The following is a 14,814-nucleotide window of genomic DNA, read 5'->3' on the forward strand; positions in this document are numbered from 1 at the left end:
GGGGATATATCGTGGAATGGATGGCTGATCCCAGTGCCTGGCTGGGGCTGTTAACCCTGATAGTGTTGGAGATTGTGTTGGGGATCGACAACCTGATCTTCATCGCGATTTTGGCTAATAAGTTACCGCCACACCAGCGCGACAAGGCGCGGGTCATCGGTTTGGGCTTGGCGCTGCTGATGCGCCTATTGCTGCTGGCTGGCATTTCCTGGTTGGTGACACTCACCCAACCGCTGTTCAGCATTTTTGATAAAAGTCTTTCGGGGCGCGACCTGATTCTTTTGTTGGGCGGCATCTTTCTTCTGTTCAAGGCGACGGTTGAAGTGCATGAGCGGCTGGAGGGTAAGATCCACCTGCCGCGCAATACCCGCGTCCATGCCGCTTTCTGGGCGGTAGTGGCCCAGATTATAGTGCTTGATGCGGTCTTCTCCCTCGACGCGGTAATCACAGCGGTTGGTATGGTCGATCATCTGGAAGTCATGATGATTGCGGTGGTGATCGCCATGCTGATCATGATTATCGCCAGCAAGGCATTGACCGATTTTGTGAATCGCCACCCCACCGTGGTTATGCTCTGCCTCGGTTTTTTGCTGATGATCGGCTTTAGTCTGGTGGCAGAGGGCGCGGGCTTTGAAATCCCCAAAGGCTATCTCTACGGCGCTATCGCCTTCTCGGTGCTGATCGAAATATTCAACCAGTTGGCGCGCTCCAATCGCACTCGCCATTTAATCGGCGAACGCCCGCTGCGCGATCGCACCGCCGAAGCTGTGCTGAAATTGTTGGGTGGGCGTAGTGATGCTGATGAAGTCGGCGCCGATATCGCCGGCATGACCGCCGCTCCCCATGATGAAGAGCTGGCATTTGAACACAGCGAGCGCAGCATGATTCGCAGCGTATTGCAGTTGTCGGAGCGCCCGGTGCAATCGCTGATGACACCGCGCCCGGATATCGTGTGGGTCGATGCACAGGCGACACCAGCCGAGCTCCTGGAAATCCTTAAAACCACTCCGCAAACCCGTCTGCTGGTAGCGCGCGATGAGCTTGATAACCTGCTCGGCGTAGTGCAAAGCCGCGATCTGCTCACCGCCGCGCTCAGCAACCAACCGCTTGACCTCGCCAAACTTGCGCTCTCTCCCCTCGCCGTTCCTGAGGGTACCAGCGCGCTTAAGGTGCTGGAGATGCTGCGCCAGGAGCCATTACCCTTGGCAATAGTGATCGATGAATACGGCAGCATCAAAGGGGTGGTGACAACGGGCGACCTGCTCGCTGCCATTGCAGGTGAACTGGCGGATACCCACGATGAACCCCTCGCTAGCGAAACCGAAGGCGGTTGGATACTTGATGGCAGCATATCGCTGGAACAAGTAGAAGAATTGCTGCGCATCAGACTAACGCGCGGCGACGGCGATTATTTTACGCTCGCTGGATTATTGCTTGAACAATTACAACATGTTCCGGTTGCTGGTGAAGCCATCAGGCTCGCGGGCTACGAATTTACTATTAGCCGTATGGAAGGGCGCCGTATTTTGCAAGTCCATGCAATATTGTTGCAAGGTGATCCCGGTATCACGCAAATCGGCTATTAATTTATTGATGAAAATTAATTCATATCATTATGTTGCAGAGATAATCAATTGCCGCTTTTTGTTGGCAATGGCACCTATTTAAGTCCAAGGGTGGAACAGTAAATAATTTAACGTGACCTACCGCACCGTCAAATCGATAACTTCCATCGATAATGCGCGCAGCAAATTCCCCACACAATTGTGTTCAGGATTGATTCATCCACAACAACTAGTATCACCGTGAACGACCTTACTGGAGAGTAAAAATTATGAAAAACACACTGAAAAAAATGAGTTACTTCGTTGCTGCTGCAGGTTTAGCGGGTAGCGTAAGTGTTAATGCAGCACCTGGCATTAGCTACAATTACGCTGCGCTGCAATTTATTGATCAAGATGTTGATGATTACGATTGCAACCAGGATGGTTTGCGCTTGAGCGGCAGCCTTGAATTAAATGATGATTTTTTTGCGATAGGTTCTTACAGTGATGTGAGTGGTGGTCGCTGCGGTTCAGAAGCAATCAGCGCCGGTATTGGATATCACACCCTGTTTGGTGCTGACTCCAGCATGTACGGCACGCTAAGCGCGGAAAATATTTCCCCGGACTCTGGTGATAGCGATTCAGGTTTGATTGTTGCTGCAGGCTTGCGCGGTTTTCTCAACAACAATGTTGAAGCGAAAGTAGAACTCTCCCACCACACCGCATTTGATGGCAATACAGTTCTCGGCGGTGGAGTTGCTTACTGGTTTGCACCACAATTTTCAGTGACTGCCGATGTTGGCCTGGGTTCAGAAGCCTCAGAAATTGGCATTGGTTTGCGCATGAATTTCTAATGTTGCAGTAGTAATAAAAAAGCCGGAAATTTATTCCGGCTTTTTTATTTTCAGATGATATATATTCGTTGATAAACTTATTGGCTTGCCGCCTCTAATTCTTCGCTGACCATCAGCCAGTTTTCTTCAGTCTCTTCCAGTTGAGCTTGCAGCTTGCCTTGTTCGGCCAATAACTCTTGCAGTTTGGTTTTGTTTTTATCCTCGTAAATACTGCTATCGCCCAATAAAGTTTCGATTTCGGCTAAACGCTTCTGCAGTTTTTCCAGCTGGCTTTCGAGGTTTTTTAATTTGTTGGTGAGTGGTTTCAACTGCGCACGCTGCGCTGCCGACTGTTGGCGCTGGGTTTTTTTATCGACTTTGCTGTCGCTCTCACTGGTAATGGCGGTTTCTTTTTCAGCGGTAGCCGCATTGGTTTTTTGTTGCTGCATCCATTTGTAATAATCTTCCAGATCGCCATCAAACTCACTCACACTACCATCTGCAACCAGCAAAAATTCATTCACTGTATTGCGCAACAAGTGGCGATCATGCGATACCACAATCACCGCGCCTTCAAATTCCTGCAGCGCCATGGTGAGCGCGTGGCGCATTTCCAAATCCAAATGGTTGGTGGGTTCGTCGAGCAATAATACGTTGGGTTTTTCCCATGCGATTATCGCTAATGCCAAACGCGCTTTTTCGCCGCCGGAAAAATGGGTGATGGGTTCAAAGGCGCGGTCGCCGTGGAAATCAAAACTGCCGAGGAAATCTCGGATTTCCTGCTCGCGTGCCTGTGGCGCCAAACGTTGGATGTGTAATGCCGCGGAAGCATTAATATCCAGTGCTTCCAATTGATGTTGCGCAAAGTAGCCGAGCTTAAAATGTTCGCCGTTAGTGCGATCACCAGCTAACAAAGGTAAGGAACCGGCGAGGGTTTTTACCAAGCTCGATTTACCTGCACCGTTGGGGCCGAGCAAGCCTACGCGGGTTTCGGCGCGAATACTCAATTCAACTTTATTTAAAACGACTTTAGTGCCGTAACCAATGTCGGCGCGCGCGATGTGCACCAGCGGCACCGACATCTTGTCGTTGCATTTAAAAGTAAAGGTGAATGGCGAATCGATATGCGCAGGCGCAATTTTTTCCATGCGCTCCAATTCTTTGATCCGGCTCTGCGCCTGACGCGCTTTGGTCGCCTGCGCGCGGAAGCGGCGGATATAATTTTCGACGTGCGCAATACGCTCTTGTTGCTTCTCAAAGCTCGCTTGTTGCTGCGCAAGTTTTTCCGCGCGCTGGCGTTCAAATGCTGAATAGTTGCCGCTGTAATTATCGAGTTTTTGTTTTTCAATATTTACAATGCGATCGACAATATTGTCGAGAAAATCGCGGTCGTGCGAAATAATAATCAAGGTGCCGGGATAGCGTTTGAGCCACTCTTCCAGCCATAGGGTCGCATCTAAATCCAAATGGTTGGTCGGTTCATCGAGCAGCAATAAATCCGATGGGCACATCAATGCTTGGGCGAGATTTAAACGGATGCGCCAGCCACCGGAAAAATCCGATACCGGGCGTTTATCATCGCCTGGTGCAAAGCCCAAACCATTTAATAATTGCTGCGCGCGCGAGGGTGCGGTGTACGCATGGATATTTTCCATATCGCTGTACAAGTGCGCGAGCTGTTCGCCATTGTGTTCCGGATCTTGCAGCGCAGTGGCAATTTCCTGCTCCAGACGGCGCAATTCGCTATCGCCATCGAGCACATAATCGAGCGCGCTGCGGCTGGTGTGCCCCACCTCTTGCGCCATATGCGCGACGCGCCACTGCTTGGGGATATCGAGCGTGCCGGTATCGCTGTGCAGTTTGCCGAGCAACAATTGGAACAAGGTGGATTTGCCAGTGCCATTGGCGCCGATCAAACCGACTTTCTGGCCCGGATAAATAGTGAGGTCGGCGCCATCTAATAAAAATTTGGTGCCGCGCTGAACGGAAGTGTTTTGTAATTGAATCATGGCGCGCATTCTAGCAGACTTGCCCCAAACCTCTGCTAGCGGATTTTGTTATGCCCACTGCGTCACTCGATGATAGATCCAATCTGTGGGATTTTTCCCTGCGCCAGTATGCCCGCGCCGGTGTGGCGGATGCGTGCCTGCGCCTGCAAGATGAGCATGGGGTAAATGTGAATGTATTGTTCTGGTGCCTCTGGCTGGAACAGCGAGGATTAACTCTGGATGCAGCGCGTCTGCGCAACGCGCAGAAGCGTATCCACGCATGGGACGAGCACTATGTTGTACCGTTGCGACAATTGCGGCGGCGGATGAAAGCAGAATTTGGTGGTGCGGATCCGGATATCGAACAAGTGCGCAGCCAAATTAAACAGGCGGAATTGCTCGCGGAAAAACAATTGCAGTCGCTATTGCAAGGATTGGCGCACACTTGGGAGAATCCAGGCACAGCCAATACGTATCTATCGGCTGCTGGTGAAAATCTGCGCTTTTACTTACGGCAACTTAATGTTGCTGATACAGCGATTTCGGAATTGCTGGCATTGCTCGGTAAATAGTACTGACTCAGTGGCGCAAGAGCGCATCCAACTGGTCGACAATTTCACACCAGTCGGAATCCTGTTGCAGACTATCTTTGATAAATTGGCGTTGCGGTTGGGTCCAAAAATCAGCGGCTTGCAGCTTAATATCATCAGGTAAATGATGATGTTTGATAAAGCGCGCTATAGCCAGGTTGCTGGAATCCAACCCTAATTGCTCAAACAGTTGCGGCATTGTGATAGCGGATGTGTGCATGACGAAGCTCTCCTGATTATCCTGCTTGAGTATGACCGAGATTTTGTGCATAGGTTTGAATCTTTTGTTATTAAAAAAGGGCGCCGTTGGCGCCCTTTTTTATGTAACCCGACGTGATTCAGCTGGCACTTAATTTAATGAACCTTGGTCATCATCGAAGGGCAGTGTGGCAGTCGAAGGTGATTCGATGCTCGCCGCGACTGCCGGTGTTTCAACAGCAGATGGCTCGGTAACCACAACTGGTGCTTCAACTGCTGGGGCAGCAGGTGCCTCAACAACAGCAGTTGGTGCAGGTGCAGCAGTTTCAGTGGTGCTTTCTATTTTTTTGGCTGGCGCTTTTTTAATAGGGGCTTTTTTTGCGACAGGTTTTTTAGCGGCTGCAACTTTTGGAGCTGGCTGTTCGGCAGCAACTGCAGCGTGGGCAGTTTCAGGTGTTGCAGTAGGCTTGATTTTGGTCGCTTTGGCTTTAGTCGCCTTGGTTTTGGTTGCGGCGCTTTTTACTGGCTCTGTTGTTTTTGTTTCGGGCTTTTTCGCTACTTTTTTGGTTGCGGTTTTTTCAGCTTTGGGTGCATCAACATTTGCTGTAGCTGTTTTTGCAGGTTTTACTTTGGCGGCCTTACCGGCTTTTTTAGCATTGCCTTTGAGCTGTTCTGCAACCGCCTTGGCAATTTCTTTGCTCGCCGCTTGCGCTGCTTTTAAGCTGTCCAGCAATGCTTGTGCGCCTGCAACCACTTTGGCTTGCGCGGCTAAATCTTTTTTCGCCTGGCTCAGGCGCGCTTTGGCAGCGGGCGTTTTGCTTTCTTTTTTCGCCAGGTCAGCCACTTTTTTCTTGGCGCTGACCAGCGCTTTGTTTTCCGCAGCAACTGTTTTTTCTGCAGCAGCAAGTTCTTGCGCGCGCGCTTTATCCAGCGCAGCACCTAGCTTGGCGATTTCTTGTTCCAATTCAGCAATTGAATTTTTTGGAGTTTTGGTGGCGGCCATAAAAAATACCTGTATGAAAAAAGCGTTGAAAACGTCTAATGAGTGGCACAGCAAATTGTTGATGCATTTCGGGCGAATTGTAGCTGCGCCCCACTAAAAAGTGTATGCCTCTATGCGGGGCGATGGGCTTGTACTTTAGCTGGCAATAACCCTGAGCGATAGAGGGTAAAGGACGTGAACTTTGTGAAAAGCAAGCAGTCTGAACCGGTTCTGATGCTAGCCGCTTAAGCGCCCTGGAGGTAAATGGGCTGCAGCACACACTTTGGCTAGCGGTTTAACATGGGTAGGCGCTAAAAACGCGCACATTTGGCTGGAGTTGGTATACCATTGCCGCCTGCTCTGGCGCCGCAGTATAAGGTGTCGGCTAGGACCAAGTGAGCGGCACGCTTGCTTCACACAGACAACGATTACAAATCAATGATTACTAATAAGGTGCATTATGTTTAACAAACGTTTATTGGTTGTTGGCCTGATGGCTGCTACTGCTGGCTTGATGGGCTGCAACAAAAAAGAAGAAGCAAAACCGGTTGATGACAGTGCAAAGCTGGCGACTCTGGAGCAAAAAGCGAACTACATCATTGGTCAAAATTTGGGTAAAAACCTGCAAAATGGTGGCCTGACCATTGAGCCTGACTCATTGTCATTGGCGCTGACTGATATCCGCGATGGCAAACCTTCTCGCATCAGTGAAGAAGATATGCAAAAGATCATGCAGGAAGTTCAGCAAAAAGCCATGGCTAAACAAGAAGAAGAACAAAAGAAACTGAGCGAAACCAATATTGCTGAAGGCAAAAAATTCCTCGAAGAAAACAAGGCTAAAGAAGGTGTAACTACCACTGCAAGCGGCCTGCAATACAAAGTAATCACCGAAGGTAAAGGCGCCAAGCCAAAAGCGACTGACACTGTTACTGTTAACTATGTCGGCAAGCTGATCAACGGTACTGAATTTGATAGCTCTGTTAAAAATGGCCAACCAGCAACCTTCCCGTTGGATGGTGTAATTCCAGGCTGGACTGAAGCCCTGCAATTGATGCCACAAGGCTCCAAGTGGGAAATCGTAATCCCGTCAGAGTTGGCGTACGGCGCTGGCGGTCAAGGCCCAATCCCACCATCATCAACCTTGATTTTTGAAGTTGAATTGTTGGAAATCAAAGCGCCTGAAGCTGCGGCAGAAGCTAAATAAGATTTGACCCGATCTTATGACGATAAAAAAACCCGCTCATGAGCGGGTTTTTTTATGGCAGTAATTTTATGGTTTGACTAATTAGCTAACCAAATCTTTGTGCGATGTGTGCAGCACCGAGATAAGGCGGTCTTCGGTACTAAAACGCACTTCGAGTGCTTCGCCCAAGTGCGACAGGTCGGCCGTGAGCGAGCTGATGTCATCGGTTTCTAAATACTTATCATTGAAATCCAGCAGTCTTTCGGTGGTGGTATCGATAGTGTCATAGAGTTTGCTGGCTTCTTGCAGGGCTTCTGCGTCATCAAACTCGCGCCCTTCTTTGATCAATTGATCGTAGACTTCAAAGTGGCCAGCGGATACATAGTCCACCAGGATCTGGCAAAAGCTGCGCAATTTCTCACCGCGCTGCAGGTCACTCAAGTCCTGGTCCAAGCCGCTCAGTGCACAGTATTGCACCAGCATTGCCTGACGCTCTTCCAGCCAGCGATCAATAATTTCACTCACACCGCCCCAGCGTTCTTTGGCACTTTTGCAATTTTCTAACATCAGGTAATCCTATGCGTTGTTCGACGCAGTGTGTTTTTAATGAGGCCGCACGCTGGCTTCAGGAAGAGTCAAACACACTGCTGTTGGTTTTGAGTTTGCCACAATAGGCCATCTTCTGCGTGAGGGCAAGACACCTAGACCAGTTTGTCTTGCTTGCGCAGCAGTTGGTATAGGTTCACTGCAGCCAAGCCGATAAAGGCCATAAACGTCCAGGCGGCAAGGCTTAGACCAAGGATTTTATCGACGTGGGCACAGTTGCCATCGCCCTGCAGTAGCAGCTCCAGCGCTTCCATAAACGGGAACACTTCAAACATATAAGCCAAACCGGGTCCACAGGCGGGCACCTGATCGGCAGGTAAACTTTGTAACCATAGTTGGCGACCAGCAAAACAGGCACCAAGGATGGCACTGACAATACCCAATACGGCATAGGTGCGCCGGCCAGTGAGCGCAGGATTATGCAGTGCTGCAGCCAGTGCCAAGAGGCCAGTGAGGACCACGAAACCGCGCTGGGTGATACACAGCGAACAGGGGATCATCTTCATCACGTGCTCCATATAGGAAGCGGCGAGGATCATTAATGTGCAGGCGATAAAGATAAGAAAATTGGTGTTGCGAAAACTGGGGATCATAATAAATCCTTAAAAAGGGATACTGCTTATTGTTGGGTGTGCGTTTGGTCGATAAGGGGTGCGGCTAATGGTAAGCAATAAGCCTGCACCAGAGCCAGTAGTTTTCTGCTCTCGATTGTGCAATGGCAACGCAAAAGCGCAGCCTGACGCCAGCGGAATAGTCTATGCTTTGGGGCAGTGCGATTATCGCGTCAGTTGGAGCGCAAAGTAGCGCGCAAGTTCAGATGTTTGGAGCGAATATGAAAGTGGCTGTTAAATATTGTGTTGCAATCCTTGGGTGGGTATCGGCGCTGCCGACCTTGGCCAGTGGTGGTGGACCTGCGGTAGCGGAGGGGGTTAATTATATTCCGCTGGAACCTGCGTTAGTGGTGAATTACGGTGGGCCGGGTAAGGCGCGGTTTATCAAGGCGGAATTATCGATTCGCACAGAAACCGGAGAGGATGCCACTGAGGTGATGCATCACTTACCATTAATCCGCGATCGTCTGGTGAGTATCCTTAGCGCGCAAACGGAAGAGGCGATCAGCACCGCTGAAGGTAAAGAATATTTACGCGTGTATGCGTTGGCTGAAATTAATAAAGCGCTCTTGAAAGTGGAAGGGCACGATCCCGACGAGCATGACGAAAAACACGGTGCGGATAAAAAGAAAGATGCCGCTAAAAAAATTGCCAAGCACGATGATGAAAAAGAACCTGAGCATAAAATGGAGGATGCTACAGCATCGGCGGCACCTTCCCTCGATTCTATCAAGCCAGTCAAAGGCCCTGCGTCTGATTTGTTTTTCAATAATTTTGTCGTGCAGAAATAATGCAGTGAATCAGTCGCTCGTTGCGGGCGACTGATTCACTATTTGCGCCGTAATAATGCCTGCCTTAACTTCCGCAACCGGTACAACCGCGATACTGGGCGTAATAGCTTTCCAGATAGGTATCAAAATTCACTTGTTGCTTAGTTTCCAATTCCGTTTGTGTTTGCAGTGACTGCGCGCTCATCTGCGCAAATTCTGTGTAGTCTTTTTCTGCCAATGGCCGCGTTGCAAAATAAGCACGATGCTGTTCAGCCAATGCCAGTGTGTGCGCGTAAAAACTTTGCTGCGCGCTGGTCATATCGCGCAGTACACGCGCTGAAGGCGTCAGCTCGGGATTTTCCAGTTTGGCAAATTGCAGGGTGAGTGACTGACGATAAGCATCGCCACCTTTAGCCTGGTCGAGCAATTCCGCACAGGCAGTGCTGCCCTGCAAAATTTCCTGTGCCCATATGCGCATGGGTACGCTGTTATCGCCGCGCAATAGTTCCAGTGCTGGATCGCGTCCGCTATTGACGATGCGCTTTTGGTTCTCCTGCCCCTGATAAAATTCGCGCTCGTCAGTTGCCGGGCTATCGCTCAATAAACAGTAAAGTAAAAATGCATCCATCACTTCCATCTGCTCGATGGTAATGCCGAGCGGCTCGTACGGATTTAAATCCACACAGCGCACTTCCACGTATTCCACGCCGCGCAAGCGCAATGCTTGCAATGCCGTTTCGCCCCGCTCGGTGGTGCGTTTGGGGCGAATGCTGGAATAAAATTCATTTTCGATTTGCAGCAAACTGCTGTTGAGTTGCTGATAATTTCCTGCGCTATCTTTTACGCCGATTTGCTCATAAGCTGGATGGCTGTGGGTAATCGCACCGCACAATGTTTTTAAATAATCGCTGAGGTTGTTGTAATTCACTAACAGGGTTTTTTGCGCATCACTCTGGTAGCCCAAATCGCCCATACGCAGCGATGTTGCATAAGGCAAATACATGGTTTCTTCAGCGGCGGGAAACGGCTGCAATTTGTGCGCGCGATTTTTTACAAAACAGGAACAGACTGCAGGCGATGCGCCAAATAAATAAATCAGCAACCAAAAATTGCGGCGAAAATTGCGGATCAAGCCAAAGTAGCGTTCGGTTTTAAAATCCTGTAGTGATTGCTGGTTGCCGCTCTGTGTTTGCAGCGCGCGCCAAAAATCATCCGGCAAACTAAAGTTGTAGTGGATACCCGCAATGGTTTGCATGGAGCGGCCATAGCGATGCCCCAATCCTACGCGATACACCGTTTTCATCTTGCCGCTGTTGGATGTGCCGTAACGCGCAACCGGAATTTCCGCATCGCTGCCTAGCGTGCAAGGCATACTCGCAGGCCAAAGGCGTTCGCGGTTACTGTCGAGTTGTTGATAGGTGAAGCGATGGGTGTTATCCAGTTGCTCGAGCAAATGTTCCACATCAGTGAATGGCTCGGTGATGAATTCGAGCAGCGCTTCGCTGTAGTCAGTGGTGATATGCGGGTGCGTGAGTGCTGAGCCGAGTGCCTGTGGGTGATCGGTCTGCGCCAGTGTGCCTTCCGGTGTAACGCGCAGGCTTTCTTTTTCTAGCCCGCGCAATATTCCCCGCAAGCTGGCATTGTTGGCTGGCTCAGCGAAGGTGGCGAGCAGTTCGTGCGATAGGCGCTGGTCTAAGCCTTGGGATACAGACACTTCAGATTCCTTTAGCTGCAAGAGCAATCGGGTAGGCCGCAGGGGGCGTAAATAACGGGATAGGGATAAGTGGACAAAGTTTAGGTCAAGTCAGCCTGTGGTGCCGAGGATTCATCCGGTGCGCCGGGTGCTGCAGCCTGCTCCAGGGTTTCAAATAAATCTTTACCTGCTTTGGGCAGTGGTTCGGGCATCAATTCCGGGTCGATCACTGGCAAGCCTTTCTCATTGGCGCTGCAACTGAGCACTTTAATGCGCTGCCGGTAGTCTTTGGAGCTGGCTTCAAACATCTGGTTGATGGCTTCATCCTTATGTACGGTTTTGTAGAGCGCAGCCAGATCGCGCCCATCCAGCCAGTTGTTTTGGCGGCCGAGAAAAAGTTTGTCTTGGTTTTGCAGAATAAATAGGTCACTCATAATCCACCCACAGTTGATCAAAAAATGCCAAGCGCTTTTAACAACAAGTTGAAGAATAGTAAGGCGCCGATGTGGGGGTGGCAGCGCCCAACTTCAAGTTATTTCTTACCCGGCGCAGGCCCGGTGCTTTTGCGGATAATAAATTCCGTTGGCAATACACACTCGCGCTGGCTCAGCGGTTCACCCTCAATCACTTTTAGCAGCATATCCATCGCCATTTTTCCCATCTCTTCCGCCGGTTGCGAAATAGTGGTGAGGCTGGGGTCGGAATATTTGGCGTAGGCGATATCGTCAAAACCAGTGACCGACATATCTTCCGGAATGCGGATGCCCTGGTTTTTCAGGGTTTGCATAGCGCCTATCGCCATTTCATCGTTCATCGAGAAAACCGCTGTTGGGCGAACTTTCATATTGCAGAACTGGAAGGCAGCGTTGAGGCCTGACCACATGGTGAAGTCGCCCTCGGCAATCAGATCCTTCTCAAAGGGTATACCCGCGTCTGCCAGAGCTTCTTTGTAACCCTCGAGGCGGTCGATGGCGTGAGGGTTGTCCTTCAGGCCAGAGATCACCCCAATGCGCTTGTGGCCGAGGCTGATCAGGTAATTCACCATAGTTTTGGCGGCGGCGCGGTTGTCGATGCGGATCGCCGGGCCGGTGGTGTATTCGCAGCCGCAGGCGTTGACGCAGGGGATATCGGGCGGAATGTTGTTCTGGCTTTTTTCCGAGCTGGGGCGTAGCTGCACTATACCGTCAGCCAGACGAGTTTCTACACGGCGGATGTACTCCATTTCCCGCTCAGGTGTGCCACGGGTATCGCCCAGCAGTACCGCGTAGCCCTTTTGTTGGGCGCGGTCTTCCAGGGCACGGATAAAAAGGGAATAGAAAGGGTTCGCGATATCGGGAACCAGCACCACGACCGCATAGGCGCGCGCCGAGCGGAAGTTGCGTGCGAGCATATTGGGGCGATAGCCGACTTGCGCGATTGCGTTGTGAACTTTTTCCAGGCTTTCGTCGGAGACTTTTTCGGGGTTGCTCAGGGCTCGTGAAACAGTTGCAACAGATACGCCAGCCAGGCGAGCAACATCGCGAATATTGGACATAAAAACGACCTTTAGGAGCCGATATGGGGGTGAGTTGAGATTGGATTTATTGAAGATTGACTTATTTGCCGGAAAATTTACTACAGCTCGTCAAAAGAGACTAGAAAAATAACATGTAAACGGTTACATTAGTTTGCCATGTCGGTGCTTATGGTCACTCTTGATATATGCTTGGATGATCTGACACTGACGATTGCCGTTTTACCCTGAGTCTCAGCCCCTCTGTTAAACATTATTGTTGATGAGTTGCCGCACGGAAGTAATGGGATCAGATAAGAAAAGCGATCATTCGATCTACATAATAAATTCGGAATCTGTTCATGAATCTTCCACTTCTGGATATAGCCATCATCCTTGCCTATGTCATTGCAACCCTGGTGGTGGGCTTCTGGATTTCCAGTCGCGCGTCAAAAGATATTAAAAGTTATTTTCTCGGTGGCAATAAACTTTCTTGGTGGCAGCTTGGCCTGTCGAATGCGTCCGGCATGTTCGATATTTCCGGCACCATGTGGCTGGTGTATTTATTGTTTGTGTATGGGCTGACCAGCGTGTTTATTCCCTGGTTGTGGCCGGTGTTCAACCAGATTTTCCTGATGGTATTTCTCTCTGCGTGGCTGCGCCGTTCTGGTGTGATGACCGGCGCAGAGTGGATTACTTTCCGCTTTGGCGAGGGACGCGGAGCGCGCCTTTCGCATTTAATTGTGGTGCTGTTTGCGCTAGTCAATGTGATCGGGTTTATCGCCTATGGATTTATCGGTATCGGAAAATTTGCGGCAGTATTTATGCCTTGGCAATTGTCCACCGACTCGCACATGAATGACGTGTTTTACGGTTTGATCATCACTGCGATTACGACGCTCTATGTGGTGAAAGGCGGCATGTTCAGCGTGGTATTCACTGAAGTTTTCCAATTTGTGATTATGACCATTGCCTGCATTGCGGTTGGTGTTATTGCCATGCAGCGCGTCTCACCGGAAATGCTCAATGCCGCCATCCCGGAAGGTTGGACCAGTATTTTCTTCAGTTGGGAATTGAATCTGGATTGGTCAGAAAAACTGGCAGCTGCCAATGACAAAATCGACGCCGATGGTTATGAATTATTTGCCATCTTTTTTATGCTGATGTTGTTTAAAGGTACTTTGCAAAGTTTGGCCGGGCCGCAACCCACTTATGATATGCAGCGAGTGCTCTCCTCAAAATCACCGAAAGATGCTGCCAAAATGAGTGGTTTTGTCACCATCGTTTTAATGTTCCCGCGCTACATGCTGATTGCCGGTTTAACCGTGCTTGCGCTGGGTTTGTTTATGGGCGATTTAAATGCGATGGGCAAAGACGTCGATTTTGAACAGATATTGCCAATGGTATTGGCGGGTGAGATTTTGCCGAGTGGATTATTGGGATTATTAATTGCCGGTTTACTCGCTGCGTTTATGTCTACCTTTGCGGCAACGGTAAACGCAGCGCCCGCTTATGTCGTGAATGATTTATATAAACGCTATATCAATGCGGATGCAGCGCCAAAAACCTATGTGCGCATGAGTTATTTTATTTCGGTGTTGTTTGTAATCCTCGGCGTAGCGATCGGCTTTTTTATCCCCACCTTGAATCAAGTTATTCAATGGTTGGTAAGCGCGCTCTATGGTGGTTACACCGCATCCAATGTCCTCAAATGGTATTGGTGGCGCTTTAATGGGTACGGGTATTTCTGGGGAATGGTCGCTGGTTTTGCCATTGCGTTCCCACTGATTTTTACCGATATATCTCCCATTAATGCATTTCCGTTTATGTTCATTGCCTGTATCGCCGCCTGTGTAATTGGATCGCTGCTGACCAAACCGGATGATATGGACGTGCTGAAAAAGTTTTACACCAAAGTTCGCCCCTGGGGTTTCTGGGCGCCAGTATTGGCCGAAGTGCAAAAAGACTATCCGCAAGTTGGCGCCAACAAAAATTTTGCGCGTGATGCAATCAATGTAGTGGTGGGAATTGTATGGCAAACCTCACTGGTGGCGGCGCCGATTTTCATGGTGATCAAACACTGGCCTGAATTTATTATCGCTATGGTTATTGCGGTTATTACCAGTATTTTCCTCTGGTTTAACTGGTACAAAAAATTGGAAGACTATGCAGCAGATACACCTGCGGTGCTATTGCAAGGCACTAATGACGAACATTTATTAACTAAATCCTGATAGTTATTTTTTGCGCTGCAGATTTTCCTGCAGTGCAAAAAATTTTAACTACCGGTGTAATCGATTACGTTTAAATCCGTTGGGTGATGA

General features: G+C 49.7%; 14 protein-coding genes. 6 read left to right on the forward strand and 8 right to left on the reverse strand.

Annotation, left to right across the window (positions count from 1 at the left end; all coding sequences use genetic code 11):
- Window positions 1-20 precede the first annotated feature (20 nt).
- Both B4E62_RS16090 and B4E62_RS16095 read left to right on the forward strand, forming a co-directional pair.
- Complete coding sequence (locus B4E62_RS16090; protein ID WP_310068178.1) at window positions 21-1,586, forward strand: TerC family protein; 1,566 nt, start codon at window positions 21-23, stop codon at window positions 1,584-1,586.
- A gap of 248 nt (window positions 1,587-1,834) precedes the next feature.
- Window positions 1,835-2,398: a hypothetical protein gene (locus B4E62_RS16095; protein ID WP_331352760.1), complete on the forward strand. Its 564-nt coding sequence runs from the start codon at window positions 1,835-1,837 to the stop codon at window positions 2,396-2,398.
- Between the two features lie 77 nt (window positions 2,399-2,475).
- Here the strand turns inward: B4E62_RS16095 and B4E62_RS16100 are convergent, their stop codons facing one another.
- Window positions 2,476-4,386: an ATP-binding cassette domain-containing protein gene (locus B4E62_RS16100; RefSeq protein WP_331352761.1), complete on the reverse strand. Its 1,911-nt coding sequence runs from the start codon at window positions 4,384-4,386 to the stop codon at window positions 2,476-2,478.
- A gap of 50 nt (window positions 4,387-4,436) precedes the next feature.
- On the opposite strand from B4E62_RS16100, the gene B4E62_RS16105 reads away from it, so the two are divergent.
- On the forward strand, window positions 4,437-4,937 hold the full coding sequence (locus tag B4E62_RS16105) for a TIGR02444 family protein (protein WP_331352762.1): 501 nt from the start codon (window positions 4,437-4,439) through the stop codon (window positions 4,935-4,937).
- A gap of 7 nt (window positions 4,938-4,944) precedes the next feature.
- Here B4E62_RS16105 and B4E62_RS16110 read toward each other — a convergent pair whose 3' ends face one another.
- Together B4E62_RS16110 and B4E62_RS16115 are read right to left on the reverse strand one after the other, a co-directional pair.
- Window positions 4,945-5,226, reverse strand: coding sequence for a DUF2789 domain-containing protein (locus B4E62_RS16110; RefSeq protein ID WP_331352763.1), 282 nt, complete (start codon window positions 5,224-5,226; stop codon window positions 4,945-4,947).
- 78 nt (window positions 5,227-5,304) lie between these two features.
- Window positions 5,305-6,156: a hypothetical protein gene (locus B4E62_RS16115; protein WP_331352764.1), complete on the reverse strand. Its 852-nt coding sequence runs from the start codon at window positions 6,154-6,156 to the stop codon at window positions 5,305-5,307.
- Between the two features lie 439 nt (window positions 6,157-6,595).
- Between B4E62_RS16115 and B4E62_RS16120 the strand changes: the two genes are divergently transcribed.
- Window positions 6,596-7,339 (forward strand): FKBP-type peptidyl-prolyl cis-trans isomerase, encoded by a 744-nt coding sequence (locus B4E62_RS16120; protein ID WP_310068163.1) that lies wholly within the window; start codon window positions 6,596-6,598, stop codon window positions 7,337-7,339.
- A gap of 81 nt (window positions 7,340-7,420) precedes the next feature.
- Here B4E62_RS16120 and rsd read toward each other — a convergent pair whose 3' ends face one another.
- Together rsd and B4E62_RS16130 are read right to left on the reverse strand one after the other, a co-directional pair.
- Window positions 7,421-7,885, reverse strand: a complete 465-nt coding sequence (gene rsd, locus B4E62_RS16125; RefSeq protein ID WP_310068160.1) for a sigma D regulator — start codon at window positions 7,883-7,885, stop codon at window positions 7,421-7,423.
- A gap of 134 nt (window positions 7,886-8,019) precedes the next feature.
- Window positions 8,020-8,517, reverse strand: a complete 498-nt coding sequence (locus B4E62_RS16130) for a disulfide bond formation protein B (RefSeq protein ID WP_331352765.1) — start codon at window positions 8,515-8,517, stop codon at window positions 8,020-8,022.
- A 239-nt stretch (window positions 8,518-8,756) separates the two neighbouring features.
- Here B4E62_RS16130 and B4E62_RS16135 point away from each other — a divergent pair, with 239 nt between their 5' ends.
- Entirely contained in the window at window positions 8,757-9,326 is a 570-nt protein-coding gene (locus B4E62_RS16135) for a flagellar basal body-associated FliL family protein (RefSeq protein WP_331352766.1), read from the forward strand.
- Window positions 9,327-9,390: 64 nt separating this feature from the next.
- On the opposite strand, the gene gshA is transcribed toward B4E62_RS16135, so the two are convergent.
- The 3 genes from gshA to B4E62_RS16150 form a co-directional block, all read right to left on the reverse strand.
- Window positions 9,391-11,019, reverse strand: a complete 1,629-nt coding sequence (gene gshA / locus B4E62_RS16140) for a glutamate--cysteine ligase (RefSeq protein WP_331352767.1) — start codon at window positions 11,017-11,019, stop codon at window positions 9,391-9,393.
- An 80-nt stretch (window positions 11,020-11,099) separates the two neighbouring features.
- On the reverse strand, window positions 11,100-11,432 hold the full coding sequence (locus B4E62_RS16145) for a hypothetical protein (RefSeq protein ID WP_310068149.1): 333 nt from the start codon (window positions 11,430-11,432) through the stop codon (window positions 11,100-11,102).
- Between the two features lie 98 nt (window positions 11,433-11,530).
- On the reverse strand, window positions 11,531-12,532 hold the full coding sequence (locus B4E62_RS16150) for a LacI family DNA-binding transcriptional regulator (protein WP_310068147.1): 1,002 nt from the start codon (window positions 12,530-12,532) through the stop codon (window positions 11,531-11,533).
- A 320-nt stretch (window positions 12,533-12,852) separates the two neighbouring features.
- On the opposite strand from B4E62_RS16150, the gene B4E62_RS16155 reads away from it, so the two are divergent.
- A complete protein-coding gene (locus tag B4E62_RS16155; RefSeq protein WP_310068145.1) occupies window positions 12,853-14,724 on the forward strand; it encodes a sodium:solute symporter family protein in 1,872 nt (623 codons plus the stop codon).
- Window positions 14,725-14,814 lie beyond the last annotated feature (90 nt).

Source organism: Cellvibrio sp. UBA7671 (assembly GCA_002483145.1).
In the GTDB taxonomy this organism is placed as follows: Bacteria; Pseudomonadota; Gammaproteobacteria; order Pseudomonadales; family Cellvibrionaceae; genus Cellvibrio; species Cellvibrio fibrivorans.

Excerpts from the sequence above, each read along its gene's own strand:
- rsd (WP_310068160.1), bottom strand. The coding sequence starts at position 7,885 with ATGTTAGAAAATTGCAAAAGTGCCAAAGAACGCTGGGGCGGTGTGAGT.
- B4E62_RS16150 (WP_310068147.1), bottom strand. The coding sequence starts at position 12,532 with ATGTCCAATATTCGCGATGTTGCTCGCCTGGCTGGCGTATCTGTTGCA.
- B4E62_RS16110 (WP_331352763.1), bottom strand. The coding sequence starts at position 5,226 with ATGCACAAAATCTCGGTCATACTCAAGCAGGATAATCAGGAGAGCTTC.
- B4E62_RS16095 (WP_331352760.1), top strand. The coding sequence starts at position 1,835 with ATGAAAAACACACTGAAAAAAATGAGTTACTTCGTTGCTGCTGCAGGT.
- B4E62_RS16090 (WP_310068178.1), top strand. The coding sequence starts at position 21 with ATGGCTGATCCCAGTGCCTGGCTGGGGCTGTTAACCCTGATAGTGTTG.
- B4E62_RS16155 (WP_310068145.1), top strand. The coding sequence starts at position 12,853 with ATGAATCTTCCACTTCTGGATATAGCCATCATCCTTGCCTATGTCATT.
- B4E62_RS16120 (WP_310068163.1), top strand. The coding sequence starts at position 6,596 with ATGTTTAACAAACGTTTATTGGTTGTTGGCCTGATGGCTGCTACTGCT.
- B4E62_RS16130 (WP_331352765.1), bottom strand. The coding sequence starts at position 8,517 with ATGATCCCCAGTTTTCGCAACACCAATTTTCTTATCTTTATCGCCTGC.
- B4E62_RS16105 (WP_331352762.1), top strand. The coding sequence starts at position 4,437 with ATGCCCACTGCGTCACTCGATGATAGATCCAATCTGTGGGATTTTTCC.
- B4E62_RS16135 (WP_331352766.1), top strand. The coding sequence starts at position 8,757 with ATGAAAGTGGCTGTTAAATATTGTGTTGCAATCCTTGGGTGGGTATCG.
- B4E62_RS16100 (WP_331352761.1), bottom strand. The coding sequence starts at position 4,386 with ATGATTCAATTACAAAACACTTCCGTTCAGCGCGGCACCAAATTTTTA.
- B4E62_RS16115 (WP_331352764.1), bottom strand. The coding sequence starts at position 6,156 with ATGGCCGCCACCAAAACTCCAAAAAATTCAATTGCTGAATTGGAACAA.
- B4E62_RS16145 (WP_310068149.1), bottom strand. The coding sequence starts at position 11,432 with ATGAGTGACCTATTTATTCTGCAAAACCAAGACAAACTTTTTCTCGGC.